The 16,474-nt window shown below is 43.5% G+C and carries 18 protein-coding genes; 2 read left to right on the top strand and 16 right to left on the bottom strand.

Annotated features, from left to right (window positions below):
• Positions 1–53: 53 nt before the first annotated feature.
• Together OCV54_RS02700 and OCV54_RS02695 are read left to right on the top strand one after the other, a co-directional pair.
• On the top strand, positions 54–527 hold the full coding sequence (locus OCV54_RS02700) for an RNA polymerase sigma factor (protein ID WP_055144614.1): 474 nt from the start codon (positions 54–56) through the stop codon (positions 525–527).
• Between the two features lie 3 nt (positions 528–530).
• Entirely contained in the window at positions 531–1,223 is a 693-nt protein-coding gene (locus OCV54_RS02695; RefSeq protein WP_055222528.1) for a hypothetical protein, read from the top strand.
• A 243-nt stretch (positions 1,224–1,466) separates the two neighbouring features.
• Here the strand turns inward: OCV54_RS02695 and hisF are convergent, their stop codons facing one another.
• The 16 genes from hisF to OCV54_RS02615 all read right to left on the bottom strand — a co-directional run bounded on the left by hisF (position 1,467) and on the right by OCV54_RS02615 (position 16,291).
• On the bottom strand, positions 1,467–2,228 hold the full coding sequence (gene hisF, locus OCV54_RS02690; protein ID WP_055222526.1) for an imidazole glycerol phosphate synthase subunit HisF: 762 nt from the start codon (positions 2,226–2,228) through the stop codon (positions 1,467–1,469).
• A 3-nt stretch (positions 2,229–2,231) separates the two neighbouring features.
• Positions 2,232–2,843, bottom strand: coding sequence for an imidazole glycerol phosphate synthase subunit HisH (hisH, locus tag OCV54_RS02685; RefSeq protein ID WP_055222847.1), 612 nt, complete (start codon positions 2,841–2,843; stop codon positions 2,232–2,234).
• A gap of 79 nt (positions 2,844–2,922) precedes the next feature.
• Positions 2,923–3,186 carry a Txe/YoeB family addiction module toxin gene (locus tag OCV54_RS02680; protein ID WP_022216562.1) on the bottom strand — a complete coding sequence of 88 codons (264 nt, stop codon included), beginning with the start codon at positions 3,184–3,186 and terminating at the stop codon, positions 2,923–2,925.
• Entirely contained in the window at positions 3,179–3,445 is a 267-nt protein-coding gene (locus OCV54_RS02675) for a type II toxin-antitoxin system Phd/YefM family antitoxin (RefSeq protein ID WP_015534854.1), read from the bottom strand. The genes OCV54_RS02680 and OCV54_RS02675 overlap by 8 nt, the downstream gene beginning before the upstream one ends.
• Positions 3,446–3,575: 130 nt before the next feature.
• Positions 3,576–5,852: a DNA gyrase subunit A gene (locus OCV54_RS02670; RefSeq protein WP_055222524.1), complete on the bottom strand. Its 2,277-nt coding sequence runs from the start codon at positions 5,850–5,852 to the stop codon at positions 3,576–3,578.
• 63 nt (positions 5,853–5,915) lie between these two features.
• The gene (locus OCV54_RS02665) at positions 5,916–7,817 is read right to left on the bottom strand and encodes a DNA gyrase/topoisomerase IV subunit B (protein WP_055222522.1); all 1,902 of its coding nucleotides are present in this window, start codon (positions 7,815–7,817) and stop codon (positions 5,916–5,918) included.
• A 101-nt stretch (positions 7,818–7,918) separates the two neighbouring features.
• Positions 7,919–9,529 (bottom strand): sensor histidine kinase, encoded by a 1,611-nt coding sequence (locus tag OCV54_RS02660; RefSeq protein WP_055222520.1) that lies wholly within the window; start codon positions 9,527–9,529, stop codon positions 7,919–7,921.
• The gene (locus OCV54_RS02655; RefSeq protein WP_022216567.1) at positions 9,529–10,206 is read right to left on the bottom strand and encodes a response regulator transcription factor; all 678 of its coding nucleotides are present in this window, start codon (positions 10,204–10,206) and stop codon (positions 9,529–9,531) included. The genes OCV54_RS02660 and OCV54_RS02655 overlap by 1 nt, the downstream gene beginning before the upstream one ends.
• A 165-nt stretch (positions 10,207–10,371) precedes the next feature.
• Positions 10,372–11,016: a hypothetical protein gene (locus OCV54_RS02650; protein WP_055144623.1), complete on the bottom strand. Its 645-nt coding sequence runs from the start codon at positions 11,014–11,016 to the stop codon at positions 10,372–10,374.
• Positions 11,017–11,154: 138 nt separating this feature from the next.
• The gene (gene trmD, locus OCV54_RS02645) at positions 11,155–11,880 is read right to left on the bottom strand and encodes a tRNA (guanosine(37)-N1)-methyltransferase TrmD (protein ID WP_015534852.1); all 726 of its coding nucleotides are present in this window, start codon (positions 11,878–11,880) and stop codon (positions 11,155–11,157) included.
• A 49-nt stretch (positions 11,881–11,929) separates the two neighbouring features.
• On the bottom strand, positions 11,930–12,472 hold the full coding sequence (rimM, locus tag OCV54_RS02640; protein ID WP_055222518.1) for a ribosome maturation factor RimM: 543 nt from the start codon (positions 12,470–12,472) through the stop codon (positions 11,930–11,932).
• Positions 12,473–12,596: 124 nt separating this feature from the next.
• On the bottom strand, positions 12,597–12,824 hold the full coding sequence (locus OCV54_RS02635) for a KH domain-containing protein (RefSeq protein ID WP_004851223.1): 228 nt from the start codon (positions 12,822–12,824) through the stop codon (positions 12,597–12,599).
• A 102-nt stretch (positions 12,825–12,926) separates the two neighbouring features.
• Positions 12,927–13,172, bottom strand: coding sequence for a 30S ribosomal protein S16 (rpsP, locus tag OCV54_RS02630; protein ID WP_004851225.1), 246 nt, complete (start codon positions 13,170–13,172; stop codon positions 12,927–12,929).
• 25 nt (positions 13,173–13,197) lie between these two features.
• Positions 13,198–14,544 (bottom strand): signal recognition particle protein, encoded by a 1,347-nt coding sequence (ffh, locus tag OCV54_RS02625; RefSeq protein WP_055222516.1) that lies wholly within the window; start codon positions 14,542–14,544, stop codon positions 13,198–13,200.
• Positions 14,545–14,574: 30 nt separating this feature from the next.
• Positions 14,575–14,931, bottom strand: a complete 357-nt coding sequence (gene ylxM / locus OCV54_RS02620; RefSeq protein ID WP_022059475.1) for a YlxM family DNA-binding protein — start codon at positions 14,929–14,931, stop codon at positions 14,575–14,577.
• Positions 14,932–15,037: 106 nt separating this feature from the next.
• Positions 15,038–16,291 (bottom strand): ATP-binding protein, encoded by a 1,254-nt coding sequence (locus tag OCV54_RS02615; protein WP_055222514.1) that lies wholly within the window; start codon positions 16,289–16,291, stop codon positions 15,038–15,040.
• Positions 16,292–16,474: the final 183 nt, after the last annotated feature.

Below are 16,474 nucleotides of genomic sequence, written 5' to 3'. Positions count from 1 at the left end.
AGGAACAAGATTCCTGATTCTCTCATACATACAAACCACGGAGGTGATGACACTTGAAGCAGCAGCAACTGCTTGAACTATATGACAATTACTCGGACAATGCATTCCGTCTGGCCATGAGTTTTCTTGGCAATATAGCGGATTCCGAGGACATTGTCCAGAATGTATATACCAAGCTTATAGAAAAAAGTCCTCACATATCAAGGGGCTGTGAGAAGTCCTATATTCTCACCATGACCGCAAATATGTGCAGAAACCATTTGAAATCAGCGGCAAACAGACTGAACAGCAGCTATGAAGAGCTGGCAAACGATGATCTCACAAGTGGCTTCAATATGGAGGAACAGTCAATGTTTGCAGCCATAAACAGGCTGCCCGATACATACCGCACGGCTCTGTATCTGCACTACTACGAGGGGTATTCATTCAAGGAGATCGCTAAGATGCTTCATTTGTCAGTCTCAGCAGTCTCCATGCGGATATCCCGCGGAAGGGATCAGCTAAAAGAATTTTTAAAGGAGGAATAGATCATGAATAATAAAGATATAAACGAATTATACAAAGCTACCATGGACAATGTGACCATGCCCCAGGATGACAAAGACGATCTCAGGGCAAAGCTTGCCGAACAGGCTCAAACCGGCAGATCTGGTCACAGACTCGCCCGCGTCGGCAAATATGCCGCCATCGCCGCTGCCGTGTGCGCAGTTCTTCTGTGCATCCCGGCGACAAGGACAACCGTCTCAGCAGCCATCGACTACATAAAGCAGACCTTCCACCTGGCAAATGGTACCGAAGTGATATACGAGGAAAACAGTGAGGGAAACTCCATACAGTTCACCGTATCTACAGATGATGTCAATGGTTACACGAAAGTTGAAAACGGCCGTCTCTACCTTGTTCTCGGAGATACCAAGGAAGATATCACCGACAAATGTGGTCCTGACAAATATTTCCGTCATGAGATCAAGAACACGGACGGCTCACACAGCGTCATCCTCATCGGAGGTACACCTGATAGCTGTGGCTGGTGCGAGCTCTTCTTCGACAAGAATGGAAAATATATATTTAACAACATGAACGTTGAAGACTACAACGACCCATGGCTTAATGACGCCCTGCATGCTGAGGGTGTTGACACAGGCAATCCTTACCTGGATGATGACCTTTCAGATTCATCCGGCAGCGCCGCTGACGGAAATGCAACATATATCGAACAGTAATTTTTCCTAATAAGCCATATTAAAAAGCAAAAGATACAAAATTTTCCTAAACAAGCCTTTTTCGATCAAAAAGGGATAAATCATCAAATATTTACCTCATATTTCTCCCTTTTTGATGATTTAACCTTGTCTTAGGAAAATTTTGTATCTTTATTTCTTCTATCATATATATTTTTAGGAAAATAATCTCTGAATAGGTATCCATTCCGATCATTCTGTGTCGTGAGATTGATATAGAAATCGCTACAGTCTCATCGGAATTCCCTTATCCTGAAGGTATCTCTTCAGATCTCCTATCTCAAGCTCTTTATAGTGGAACAGCGAAGCCGCAAGAGCTGCATCAGCTCCGCCCTCTGTCAGGGCATCGTAGAAATGATCCTTAGTTCCTGCGCCGCCGGAAGCTATCACTGGAATATTCACATTGTCTGCTATGGTTCTGGTGAGTTCTATGTCATATCCCGCCTTTGTTCCATCGCAGTCCATGCTGGTAAGTAATATCTCTCCAGCTCCAAGCTCTGCGGCCTTCATGGCCCACTCAACTGCATCTATTCCACAGTCGATTCTGCCGCCGTGCTTGTATATGTTCCAGCCTGAACCATCATCACGTCTCTTGGCATCTATTGCTAAGACTACGCACTGGCTGCCAAACTTGTCAGCGGCATCAGCTATAAGCGTCGGATTGTCTATGGCTGCCGAGTTCACGGATATCTTGTCTGCGCCCTCACGGAGTATTGCCTTAATGTCATCGACAGTTCTTATTCCGCCGCCGACTGTAAACGGAATGAAGATAGTCTCAGCAACTCTTCTTACCATGTCGACAACTATATTTCTCTGGTCTGATGAAGCTGTTATGTCAAGGAAAACAAGCTCATCAGCGCCCGCCTTGTCATACGCTGCACCGACGGCAACCGGATCCCCGGCATCTATAAGATTTACGAAATTTACGCCCTTTACAACTCGTCCGTTCTTCACATCAAGACAAGGTATTATTCTCTTTGTATGCATGTCCTACACCTCCAGCTCTATAAAATTCTTCAGTATCTTAAGTCCAACCTCTGAGCTCTTCTCAGGATGGAACTGACATGCAAATACATTGCCGTGCTCCACGGAGGCATGGATCTGAGTTGAGTAGAATGTGGACGCTGCTACATCCTCCGGATTCTTAGCCTTCAGATAATATGAATGAACGAAGTAGACATATGGGTTCTCTGGAAGTCCCTTGAAAAGTCTTGCATTTGGATTTATCTCAAGATTATTCCATCCTATCTGCGGTATCTTAAGTCCCGGCGCATCCGGTATACGGAGTATCTCACCGTCCAGGATTCCAAGTCCTGTTGCCTCCGGTGACTCCTCGCTGGTCTTGAAGAGGAGCTGAAGACCAAGGCATATTCCGAGGAATGGCTTGTCTGCATCCACAACATCATAGATGACGTTCTCAAGACCATACTCCCTGATCTTATTCATGGCATCTCCGAAACTACCAACTCCCGGAAGTATCACCTTGTCGCTCGCCATGATCACATCTCTGTCTCTTGTGATGACAGCCTCCTCACCCAGATACTGCACTGCCTTCTCAACACTCTTTATGTTACCTGCATCGTAATCCAAAATTGAAATCATCTGTTTTGTCCTTTCATATTGAGTCTTTTCCATTATTGTACTCTTTCTTAATGTTGTCATAGGCCATATCTCACTTAGTCTATCTGTCACTATAATGATATTTGCAAGCAAGAATATATACATTAGTATCGTCAATCTTGTATATTATTCTGTCTTTATCATTTATTCGTCTGCTCCAGAAGCCAGTCAGATTTCCAGTTAATGGTTCGGGTTTCCCAATGCCTTCATTTCCATTTCTGCATATATCTTCTATCAGACTATTTATTTTCTTTAGTGTCTTTCTATCCTCCGTCTGCCAATAGACATAGTCTTTCCATCCATTATCAGTAAAGACTTTATTCATCGACAGATACCTCCGTCAGATCATGAACAGCAAAATTTCCTTTCTCAAGCTGGGTCTTTGACTCCATAAGCCAGTCATAGTTTGCTTTGTTTCCCATCACATATACATTTTCCATCAGATTGTTATATGCCTCTTCTGAAAGCATAACAACATTTTTATTATCCTTACGGGTTACAATCATGGTTTCATAATCATCTGTAACTTTATCCATGTACTTTTTCATATTGTCTCGTAGGTTTGTATAATTAACAGCTAACATAAGAACACCTCCTCAAATCCATGTACAGTTTTCTGTACTTATATTGTACTGTACAGAAAACTGTACGTCAAGTACCTGTATTATCTTATGCCTATGTTATAATAGATATTCTGCTCTCGCATGTAATTCTTTAGAACCTCAGCTTGCTTCCCTTGCCGCCGCGCTTGCCCGGCTTAACTCTGGTAAAGATTATCTCGTTATCTCCAACCTTGAAGGTATCCTTTGTGCTTCCCACAAATACCGACTCAAGGACATCGTCACCCTCTAAGTTGATGAGCCTGACTCCCGCTGCGCCCTTGCCCTTCTCAGGAATCTCCGCTGCGTCAACTCTTATGTAATAGCCCTTCTCTGACTGTGCGATTATGAAGTCGCCCTCGGAAATTTTGCCGATATATATGATATCATCACCGACTTTTGAAGCATTTGCAGCACGCCTTGTGGTGTCAAATGCGGAGCCGTCAACAACCTTGGCAAGACCCTGCTTACTGACGAACAGCAGCTTGTCAGTCACAAAATGCTCTATGCAGTCCATGAACAGGATATTCTCGTCACCATTCATGTTGCAGAACTCGAACACCTGGATTCCCTTGTCGGCAAGACGTCCTATGAGGCTTCCTCCGCCCTTCTTACTGGTGTTCTTCTTCGCCTGAAGCTTAATGATGTCTGCAACCTTGATCGTATACACCTGATTATTGTCGGCAAATACCGCTATCCTGTCAAGATTCTGACACTTAACCGCAAATCTGTAATCCTTAGTGATCTGGTCGATGTTCTTCTCGTATACATTTGCATCTACAACTTTGATGTAATAGAATCTGTCGAGAAGTACAGCCACATCTGTAGCCACGACCTCAGCCTTCTTCACAACAACAGTTCCATAGTTATGGATCTGAGTCCTTCTAGGTATGGCATACTTTGCCTTGATCTCAAGCATGTCATCTATCATCTGCTGCTTCATGGCATCCCTGGACTCCATAAGCCTTGTGTACTTCTTAATGAGCTTCTCAGCGTCAGCCAGCTCTTTCTTTAAGGCATTGATCTCCAGTCCAATGAGCTTCTGAAGTCTCATGGCAAGTATTGCATCCGCCTGCTTCTCTGTGAAGCACAGGAACTTTGCGTCCGCCTCTGAGCCCTTGAATCTGAACTTGATATTCGATGTATCGCCGTGCATGAGGCACGCCTTGGCATCAGCAACCTTTGTACTTCCGCGGAGTATCTCTATGATCAGGTCTATGCAGTCAACCGCTGTGAGCAGTCCCATCTTGATCTCCCTAATCTCCTCCTGCTGTGCCAGAAGCTTTCTATACTTCGTGTCATACAGACCGTACTTGAAATCTGTGTATACCTTCAGTATCTTTTTGAGTCCCATGACCTCCGGCTTGCCGTTGTTGATGCAGTTGATATTCACGCCAAATGTATCCTCAAGGGCTGCCTTCTTATATAATATATTGATGATGTTCTGTATCTCCTCGTCAGAAGTTCCCTTCTTCACATCTATACACAGGCATTCACCGTTCTTGTCTCCTCTGTCCGCGATATCCACGACCGCTGGAAGCTCTCTGTTTCTGACAAGCTCTGCGACAGTATCAAGGAACTTGGCAGTACCTCCGATCATTGTATATGGAAGCTCTGTGACACATATACTCTTTCTTCCGTATCCGATATCCCTGACCTCTACCTTACCGCGCACCTTGATCTTGCCAAGTCCTGTGGCATACACATTATACAACTCCTCAGGTGTTGCATTAATGATTCCACCTGTGGCAAAATCCGGTCCCGGCATGAGCGCAAGCAGATCCTCAAGCTGTATCTCAGGATCATTCAGATATGCAACTGTGGCATCTATGACCTCACCGAGATTGTGTGTAGGAATATTTGTCGCCATACCTACTGCTATACCGGTTGAACCGCTCACCAGGATATTTGGCACCTGGAAAGGCAGGAAAGTCGGCTCTGTCTCCGTTCCGTCAAAGTTTGGTATGAACTGATCCTTGAAGAACGGAAGATCCTTCATGCACACATCCTCTGTGTACTTAGATATACGCGCCTCAGTGTATCGCATGGCAGCCGCACCGGAACCGTCCACCGCGCCAAAGTTGCCGTGTGGGTCAACAAGTGGTATCGGCAGTTTCCAGTTCTGTGCCATATTTACAAGTCCTTCATATATGGAACTATCTCCGTGTGGATGATATTTACCCATTGTATCTCCGACTATTCTCGCACATTTTCTGTGTGGCTTGTCGGAGCCTGCAAGACCATCCAGTGAGTAAAGTATCCTTCTCTGGACAGGCTTTAATCCATCCCTTACATCCGGGAGCGCTCTCTCTGTTATAACCGACATGGAATAATCCACATAGGACTGTCCCATCTCGCTCTCATAATCTACATTTAATATCTTTTCCGACATGATCTATCCCTTTCATCATACAAACTGTGAAAACGCGCTGCTAAGCATTCCCAAATATCACTTTTATATATCTAGCACCGCATCCGCACTGTGTGTCTCTATGTACTCTCTTCTAGGCGCAACCTCAGTTCCCATGAGCGTCTGTGTGAGCTGATTTGCCTCAACACGGCTGTTCACTGATACCTGCTTTAAAAGTCTTGTCTCAGGGTTCATGGTCGTCTCATAGAGCTGGTCTGCATCCATCTCACCGAGTCCCTTGTATCTCTGGATCGTGAACTTGTTCATGTGTGCCTTTCTGTACTTTGCAAGCTCATCATCTGAGTACAGATATTTGATGTTCTTGCCCTCGCCAACTCTGTAGAGAGGCGGAATAGCTATGTATATATGTCCCTCGCTGATAAGGTCAGGATAAAATCTATAGAAGAATGTAAGCAGAAGTGTCGCTATGTGGGCACCATCCACATCGGCATCAGTCATGATGATTATCTTGTCGTAATTCAGCTTGCTTATATCGAAATCATTGCCGTAGCCCTGCATGAAGCCACAGCCAAATGCATTGATGAGTGCTTTGATCTCGGCATTCTCAAGCACCTTTGCAACAGGCTTCTTCTCCACGTTGAGTATCTTACCTCTAAGTGGAAGTATTGCCTGATACTTTCTGTTTCTCGCGGTCTTGGCTGAGCCTCCCGCCGAATCTCCCTCGACTATGAATATCTCGCATTTAGACGAATCTGAGGACTCCTGCTTTGCAAGCTTGCCATTTCCCTCAAATGAAAACTTGTTTATATTGATCTTGGACTTCTCAAGCGCCTTTCTCTTGGAGAGAGCCACCGCCCTGTCCACTATATCCTTCAGCACATCATAATTTCTGTCAAAATAAACTGTGAGCTGTTCCTTCACGATATCGTCGATGGCCTTTGACACGTCCGTGTTGGAAAGCTTTGTCTTAGTCTGTCCCTCGAACTGAGGATCCGGATGCTTCACGGATATGATAGCCTGCATGCCAGATCTTATATCTGCACCTGTCAGATTGGAATCCTTCTCTTTCAGAGTTCCAAGCTCATTTCTCGCATAATTATTGATAAGCTTGGCAAATGCTGACTTGAATCCTGTCACATGGGTTCCACCTTCAGGATTCGTGATATTGTTGGTAAATCCTATGATATTCTCCTCGCCGTCCTCCGTCATCAGAAATACGATATCAGCGGCGATTCCGTCCTTCTCACCCGATATGGCGACAACCGGTGATGTATGTGTGAGTCCCTGGGATATATCCTCAACAAATGCTGCAAGTCCCCCTGGCTGATGGAACACTATAGGCTCCTCGCCATCCCTCTTGTTCTGGAATGTGATCGTAAGATTCGGATTCAGATATGCTGTCTCTTTAATCCTCTGCTTGATGGCGTCCGCCTTGAACTTTACTGTCTCAAATATTGTATCATCAGGATAGAGTGTTACCGTCGTACCTGTTCTCTTTTCCTTGAGTTTTGTCTTTGGAAGCATACCGTCAACAAGTTCAGTTGTCGGTATTCCCTTCTCGTATGTATCGTGATAGAGGTAGCCATCCCTGGCAACATCTACTATAAGCTTGTTAGACAGTGCATTTACAACTGCAGAACCTACTCCGTGAAGTCCGCCGCTTATCTTGTAGGTGGAGCTGTTAAACTTGCCACCTGCATGCAACACTGTGTATACAACACGCTCCGCAGGAATTCCCTCCTGCTCATGTATATCGACAGGAACGCCTCGTCCATCGTCAGACACGGTTGCCGAGCCATCCTCGTTGATGCTCACCCATATATTGTTGCAATACCCAGCCAGATGCTCATCCACCGAGTTGTCTATAAGCTCCTGTATGAGGTGGTTCAGTCCGCTTCGCCCTGTGTTGCCGATGTACATTCCCGGTCTCAATCTTACCGGCTCAAGGCCCTTTAACACCTCAATGTTTTTTGCACTATATGACATAATCTTCTCCCATTTTATAAATATATTTGCAGATGCCAGAATCCAACAGAAAAAGGAAACCCTTAGAATTATAGCCTAAAAGTTTCCTCCTTGCAAAGTATTTATTGTTCTGACGTGTTATCTGCGTTATTCTCCGGTATCATTTCCGGTTCGCCATCATCCTGCTGTATGATATCAAGGTCGAAGTAGAATACCACTCCATTCTCCACATTGTAAACACCATAGTTCTTGTTGTGAGCCGCCATGGACGCCGCAACTATAGAAAGTCCAATACCGCTTCCACCATACTCTCTCGTCCTCGCCTTGTCCACCTTGTAGAACTTAATGAATACCTTATCAAGCTCATCGTCAGGAATGTTCGGTCCCTCATCATATACAAATACTCTCAAGTTGCCTGTGACGAGTCCATCCTCAGTCCTTCTCGGCTGATCATAGTCCTTATTCGCCGTCCACACTCTGACCTTGCCTCCATCGTTGCAGTAATGAAGTGCATTTGTAAAATAATTGGTGAATACCTGCTCTATCATGAACTCATCTGCATATACGTTGCACACATCATTCAGCTCATCCGCCAGCTCAACTTCCGCATGGTTCTGCTCCACCAGAATGGATGATGAATCCACTACATTCTTTATGAGTGCGTCTATGTCAAATACCACAGGATGAACCCTGTCCACTCCAAATTCAAGCTCATTCAGATCAAGTAACTGTCTGACAAGCTTATTCATCTTGCCAGCTTCGTCCAGAATGACATCACAGTAAAACTCCTTGCTCTCATCATCCTCTGTAACATTGTCCTTAAGGCCCTCGGCGTATCCCTGTATGAGAGCTATAGGAGTCTTGAGTTCATGGGACACATGGGACAGGAACTCCTTCCTCATCTCATCTATCTGTACCTTCTCATCAATATCCGTCTGCAGCTTAGCATTTGCCTGTTGAAGCTCTGTCAGCGTGTTCCTTAGCTGATATGACATCTCGTTCATACTGTCCGCCAGCTCACCAATCTCATCGTTGGATGCGTGATCCACCTTCACATCGAGATCAAGCTGTGCCATACGATTGGCAACCGACGCAAGATTCTTTATCGGCTTTGCAACCGCATTGCTTATAAAATAAACCATCACAAATCCAAGCAGTGCCACCACTGAGAACACCAATAAAAAGAACTTCAAAGATGTAACTATCGTTGAGTCCACACTGGAAATAGGTTTTCTGATGATGACAACAAAACCATTGTCAAGGAATCCGACAACGTCATAATAGCTGTTGCCTGTATTCCTGTCATTTGTGATCTGTATATCATATTTATCTGTCTTCTCAATCTGCTTTCTCTTTATCTTCGGATTGTCCGGATTCTTTCCACCGCTGTAATTGAAGTAGTCTGCTATAAATGACAGATTGTTATATACCGCAGCTTCCTCGTTCACCGTCGTGTACACATGCATATTCACACTGTCAAAGATAAATATCATCGCACCAGACTGATTGATCACATCATTCGCCAGCTCTTTACTGTCTATATCCTCATCCCGTCCGAACAGTTCATTGCAAGAATTGTATGTATCCAGCAGCATCTGTTCCATGCTGTGATAGAAATACTTCTTGATAAAGATCATGGTTATAGCACACGACATAACCACCATGATAAGTATGGTCGCAGCCAGAGACAACGTTATCTTAGTCCTGATCGATGTCCTTTTTGATTTCTTCATCACTCTACCTCGAATTTATAGCCCATTCCCCATATAGTCTTGATATATTCGCCCTTATCTCCCATCTTGCTTCTGAGCTTCTTGACATGCGTGTCTATGGTTCTGGCATCGCCAAAGTAATCATAGTTCCATACATTGTTGAGTATCTTCTCTCTCGACAATGCCACGCCCTTGTTCGTGATAAAATACTGAAGCAACTCGAACTCCTTGAAGCTGAGCTCAACCGGCTTGCCATCTATCGTCACCACATGAGCCGACAGATTCATCTCAATACCTCCGGCTACAAGCTTCTCATCTGAAGCGGCATCCGTTGTTCTTCTGAGTATCGCTGCAACTCTGGCAACAAGTATCTTGGGACTGAACGGCTTCGTTATGTACTCATCTACTCCCAGATCAAAGCCCTGGAGCTCATCGCGCTCATCTGCCTTCGCGGTAAGCATGATAACCGGAACCTGTGAGAACTTTCTTATCTCCTTAAGAGTCTCCCATCCGTCCATCTTAGGCATCATGACATCAAGTATTACAAGAGATATATTCTTGTCATTCATGAATATATCCAGGGCCTGTTCACCATCTCCGGCCTCAAGAACCATATACCCCTCTCTTGTGAGGAAGTCCTTGACAAGCTTCCTCATTCTGCTCTCATCATCAACCATAAGAACCTTTATTGAATCCATATCGTACCTCCACATATAGAATAATATCCAATTTATCTCAATATAACATTGATATTTGTAAAAAATGTGAACTGAGCATATTTTTTACAGTATACCACAGCAAAAAAGCAGTGAACACACTCATGTATCCACTGCTTTTCAAAATATTCTTCTATATCTTAAATACTACTGCGCTGCCTCTGTTGTCTCAACCTCATCTGTCATGGCCTCGCTTGGATCTATAGCCTCTGTGTTGGCCTCTGTTGTGCTTCCTGCCTCACTGGTTGCAGTTGTTGCTATCTCGCCGTTCAACGTTACATTCTCCTTCTGGGCAAGTGCATATACCGCGTCATTGTATGCTGTATACTTGCTCTGGGCGTCTGAGAGAAGCTTCTGTGCCTCTGTCTGGATGTCCTTGTTCTTATCCTTAACAGCAGCCTCAACCTTCTGCATAGCCTCATACTGTGCATTCATGGCATCATAATACTGATCCTTGAGCGCCTTCACCTCGTCGGTCTTGACTTCTATAGCCTGTATGTCGTCAAGAAATGTCTTATAATTTGGAAGCAGATTGTCTGTCAAATCCTTGAGCAGAGCATCTGTATCAACAGCAGTTCCCTCAGCAAAATATGAGTTGAACTTCTTCATGATCTCCGCTTCCTCTGTATCCATCTTAGGGATATCCGTTCCAACAAACTTGATGAACTCATCCTTCACCTCTGATGCAGCCTCTGTGGTTGCCGTCGTCTCGTCTGCCTTCTTGTTTCCACATCCTGTAAATGAGAATGCAAGAACCATAGCCATCATAGTCATAAGTAATCTGCGTTTCATAATCTTTTGTCTCCTTGTTCTTCCTTGTATTTGTGTATGCCCTGCAGTCGCGTCTCCACAAGGTTATGGCAGAATTCGAATAACCTCGAATTCTGCCATCTCTTAGTATACCACCTTAAGACCACAGGTGGCAACCTGCTATTTTCTTCGTTTCTTTTTCTCCTTAGGAGGATTCTCGATCATATACTTCTCGTACATGTCCGGCCTGTGCTCCTTCGTCCTGGTGATAGACTGTTCAAGTCGCCACTCATTTATGAGCTTATGGTTGCCCGAAAGCAGTACATCCGGAACCTTCTTCCCCATGAATTCAGGAGGTCTGGTATACTGCGGATACTCAAGCAGATTGTTATAAAAAGTCTCTATCTCAGCACTGTCCTCGTTATTCAGAACCCCTGGAACAAGACGAGACACAGCATCCACGATAGCCATGGCTGGAAGTTCTCCGCCAGTCAGCACAAAATCGCCTATGGACATATAGTCATCGACTATCATCTCAAGGACCCTCTCATCTATTCCCTCGTAATGGCCACACAGAAGAACTATGTCCTCCTTCTCCGAGAGCTCCTGTGCAATACCCTGATTGAAGGTTCTTCCCTGCGGAGTCATATATATGACCCATGGTTTTCTGCCAAGCTTCTCCACCAGTGCCGTGTATGCATCATACACAGGCTGCGCCTGCATGACCATGCCTGCGCCTCCCCCATATGGGTAATCATCCACATGATTGTGTTTATCCTGGGTGTAATCTCTTATATTTATAGCTTCTATATGAAGTTTTCCCGACTCTATGGCCCTTCCCGTGATACTCGTTGAAAGTCCATTCATAACCATCTCGGGGAAAAGTGTCAAAATATAAAAATTCATAGTCCGCTCCTAGTATATGTTCATCATCTCACCAAACATCTGTATGCGATCAATCCTCGTCACCTGAATCATCTGCTTCTACCATCTCAAATGTTCTGACCTTGACCTTCTTATTCTCTGTGTCAACATCGAACACGAAATCCGGTACTACAGGTATAAGGATCTCGCTGCCATCATCCTTCTTAACGACAAATACATCATTTGCCGGAGTCTCCAGCACGTCGTCAAGGATTCCTATGTGCTCGTCATTCTGATCATATACATCAGCGTCAAGGACATCACAGATGAAGAACTCTCCATCCATGAGAGGAACTGCATCCTCCCTGTCAACAAGTATGTCATAGTTCTTAAAACGCTCTATATCATTTATGTTATCGTATTCTTTGAACTTAAGAATAACCATATTTTTCAAAAATTTGCAAGATGTACAATTAACCTCCAAAGTCTCTCTGCCATTTGACAGATAGCACTTCTTCAAGGTCTTGAAACGATCATTGTCATCCGTTGTCGGATATACCTTAACCTCGCCCTTTATACCATGGCTTGAGGTTATCACTCCTACTCTGAGTCTGTCTTCTGTGTTGTGTTCCATTCTATCTCCTATATATAACTCATATATAATATAAGGGGGAGTATAAACTCCCCCTCTTAACTCGGTAATAAAATCCTCTGTCATATGAAGATTAAGAAATACCACTTATCCTGCCTATGCAGTTCTACTTAATATCAACGACAACCTTCTTATCACCCTTTGAAGCAGCTGCCTTGACAACTGTACGGATGGATTTGGCTATTCTGCCCTGCTTGCCGATTACCTTACCCATGTCTTCTGGTGCGACTGTAAGGTCTATCTTTATTATGCCGTCTTCTTCAGTCTCGGTTACAGCTATCTGCTCAGGATGATCTACTAGGGACTTTGCAATGATTTCTACTAAATCTTTCATCTCTATACCTCCCAAATGGAACACCAGCCATGCAAAATCGACTTCGTCGATGGCTGGCGCTGCATATCAGCTTTTCATAGAAAAGCTGATACATCCGTAAAATTACTTCTCGATACCTGCCTGCTTTAATAACTTTGCAACTGACTCAGTTGGCTGTGCTCCTGTAGCTAACCACTTCTTAGCAGCCTCCTCGTCGATCTTTACTACAGATGGCTCCTGGTTAGGATCATATGTTCCGATTTCCTCGATGAATCTACCATCTCTTGGTGATCTTGAATCTGCTACGATCACTCTGTAGAAAGGATGCTTCTTATAACCCATTCTTCTTAATCTAATCTTTACTGCCATTGTTCTTGTTCCTCCTAAATAATAATTATCTTAAGCCAAAAGGCATTTTAAAACCACCGCGTCTTCTCTTTCCGCCCATCATGCCTGACATCTGCTTCATCATCTTCTTAGACTGTTCAAACTGTTTAAGGAAACGATTCACATCTGCTATCTGGACACCTGCTCCATCTGCGATACGCTTCTTTCTTGACGGCGATATCGGATCCTGGAGTGAACGCTCTCTCGGTGTCATGGACTGAATGATTGCTTTTGGTGTTTTAGCAGCGTTCTCATCTATCTCAACATTCTTCATCTGACTTGCCATGCCTGGCATCATCGAAAGGATCTCCTGCATGCCGCCCATCTGCTCAAGCTGAGCCATCTGATCAAGAAAATCGTTGAAATCAAAACTTGCTTTGCGGAACTTCTGTTCCATCTCTTTGGCCTTCTCCTCGTCAATGGCCGACTGGGCTTTCTCAATAAGTGACTCTACATCACCCATTCCGAGGATTCGGCTCGCCATACGATCCGGGTAAAATGGCTCCAGATCGGTAAGCTTCTCTCCCATACCTGAGTACAGGATTGGCTTGCCCGTTACTGCCTTGATCGACAGTGCGGCACCGCCTCTGGTATCACCATCCAGCTTTGTGAGGATGACACCATCTATACCTATCTTATCATTGAACGTTGTCGCTACATTTACCGCATCCTGACCTGTCATGGAATCCACAGTCAGTATGGTGTAAGCAATGTCCAGATTATCCTTTATCTCTGCAAGCTCGTTCATCATGTCCTCATCAACATGAAGACGTCCTGCGGTGTCAAGGAACACCAGGTTGATATTGTTCTTGGCTGCATGCTGTATAGCCGCCTTCGCAATATCCAGTGGCTTGTTGTTGTCTCCCATCGCAAATACGGGAACTCCAACTTTCTCGCCATTGACCTGCAGCTGCTTGATAGCCGCCGGTCTGTATACATCACACGCTACAAGGAGCGGTTTCTTACCTTTGTTCTTGAACTGATATGCAAGCTTTGCAACTGTAGTTGTCTTACCTGCACCCTGAAGTCCACACATCATGATGATCGTGATCTCATTGGATGGTCTGAGCTTGATCTCTGTCATCTCAGAGCCCATGAGCTTATCCATCTCTTCCTTGACGATCTTGATGACCATGTGTCCAGGATTCAGACCCTTGAGGACTTCCTCTCCTACAGCTCTGTCACTCACTGACTTGACAAATGACTTTACGACCTTGAAGTTGACATCCGCCTCGAGAAGTGCTCTCTTGACTTCTTTCATAGCCTCCTTGACATCATCCTCAGTAAGTACGCCCTTGCTTCTCAGCTTCTTAAAAACGTTCTGCAGTTTATCTGATAAACTGTCAAATGCCATAGACATTCTCCCTTCTGATATTATCTATCATCAGAAATCTTCGAGTATCTTATCTGAATAATTCACTATATCTTCAATTCTGCCCGCAAGCCGTTCATCCGAGTTCATCGCCTTGAGCTCATCCGCACATTCCTTGATCTTCTGAACCTGTTCCTGTGCCTTCATGAACTTATGTACCAGCATAAGCTTCTCCTCATACTCCTCGAGAATCTTGTCACAGCGCCTTACCATATCATATACGCCCTGTCTGCTTATGTTGTTGAGTCTCGCTATCTCTGAGTAAGACATGTCATTGTTCACAACATCCTCGTACACGCTCTTCTGATGCTCTGTGAGCAGCTCACCATAAAAATCATATAACATAGACTGTCTGACTATCTTCTCCATAACAAACTCTCCGTAACGCACTTGCATGTAAAGTGTTTTTGCTTTACCATGGGCTATTCTAATACAGGCGGGATGGGTTGTCAAGTGCTTTTTCTTGACAACCTCACTAAAATTCTAAACTATCTGCATTAAGTAAAAAATATTTCATTCCCATAATCACAAATCCTTCATCATTTCTATACGGCTTTTTCGTTCCATTTACTATAACAATCTTCTTAAATGAATCTGGAATATTCCTAAATGAATTAAATTCCTGTGTCTGTTTTTCTTCAGAAACCATATCATAGGCTACTTGAATATAATATCTCTGACTACCCTGATTCACTACAAAATCAACCTCAAACTGCTTGCGAGTAGTTTTTCCATAATCATTCTTTGCATACACATCTACGATACCAACATCCACATTGTAGCCTCTAATAAGCAGTTCGTTATAAACTATGTTCTCCATAATATGAGTAGGTTCCTGCTGTCTGAAATTTAACCTAGCATTTCTAAGTCCCACATCTGAAAAATAATATTTTAAGTTAGCACCCACATATTTTCTTCCCTTAATATCATACCGTTCCGCTTTAGAAATCAAAAAGGCCTCCGCCAAATAATCAATATGATTAGATATAGTCTTATTGCTATAATTGATACCCCGTTCACTTTTAAAAGTATTTGATATTTTAGTTGGATTGGTTGGTGCGCCTATGGCAGAAGCAAGAATATCGACTAAAGTTCCAATTTCATCAACATTTTTAATGTTATTCCTCTCTACAACATCCCTGATATAGACATTGGTAAAAATATTTTTTAGATATTCTGCCTTTTGGCGTTCCACAGAAAATTGTGCTACCTGTGGCAAACCACCATATGTCATATACTCTTCCCAGGCTTCGTCATAATCTCCATCATACGCACTATAGAACTCAGCGAAAGATAATGGATAAATTCTTATCTCATCACCTCTGCCTCTAAATTCAGTTACAATATCACTGGATAAAAATCTCGAATTACTACCGGTCACATATACATCAATATTGCTAATTCTGAGTAAACTATTCAGTACTTCCTCAAATCGCGGCATAAACTGTACTTCATCCAAAATCAAATAATACCTCTGCTCATCTTTCATTGCATCCTTAATGTATTGATAACACTTTTTCGGATCCCTCAGTTCTTCGTTTTCGATGCCATCTAATGCAATCTCAATAATGTGTTCATTATCTACACCATTCTCTAATAAATAGTTCTTAAATAATACAAATAATAGGAATGACTTTCCACATCTCCTGATTCCTGTGATAATCTTTATCATTCCATTATCTTTTCTTATCTTCAACTGTTCAAGGTAAGCATCTCTCTTGATTTCCACTGTTATACTCCTTGTTTTTGTGTGTGGACACATTTTTTAGTAATTCCATTTTACTATCCCGTGTCTAATTAATCAATACCAACTACTATTTTATGTGTGTTTTCACGTTTTTATGTAGCACTCAACAATAAAAAAATAAATTAACAACAGCAAAATATGGATGGCTATGCATATTATTTCCCA

Source organism: Coprococcus aceti, assembly GCF_025567285.1.
Lineage (GTDB): Bacteria > Bacillota > Clostridia > Lachnospirales > Lachnospiraceae > Coprococcus > Coprococcus aceti.
The sequence above is the reverse complement of the archived record's forward strand: the minus strand, read 5'-3'. Positions and strand labels throughout refer to the sequence as shown.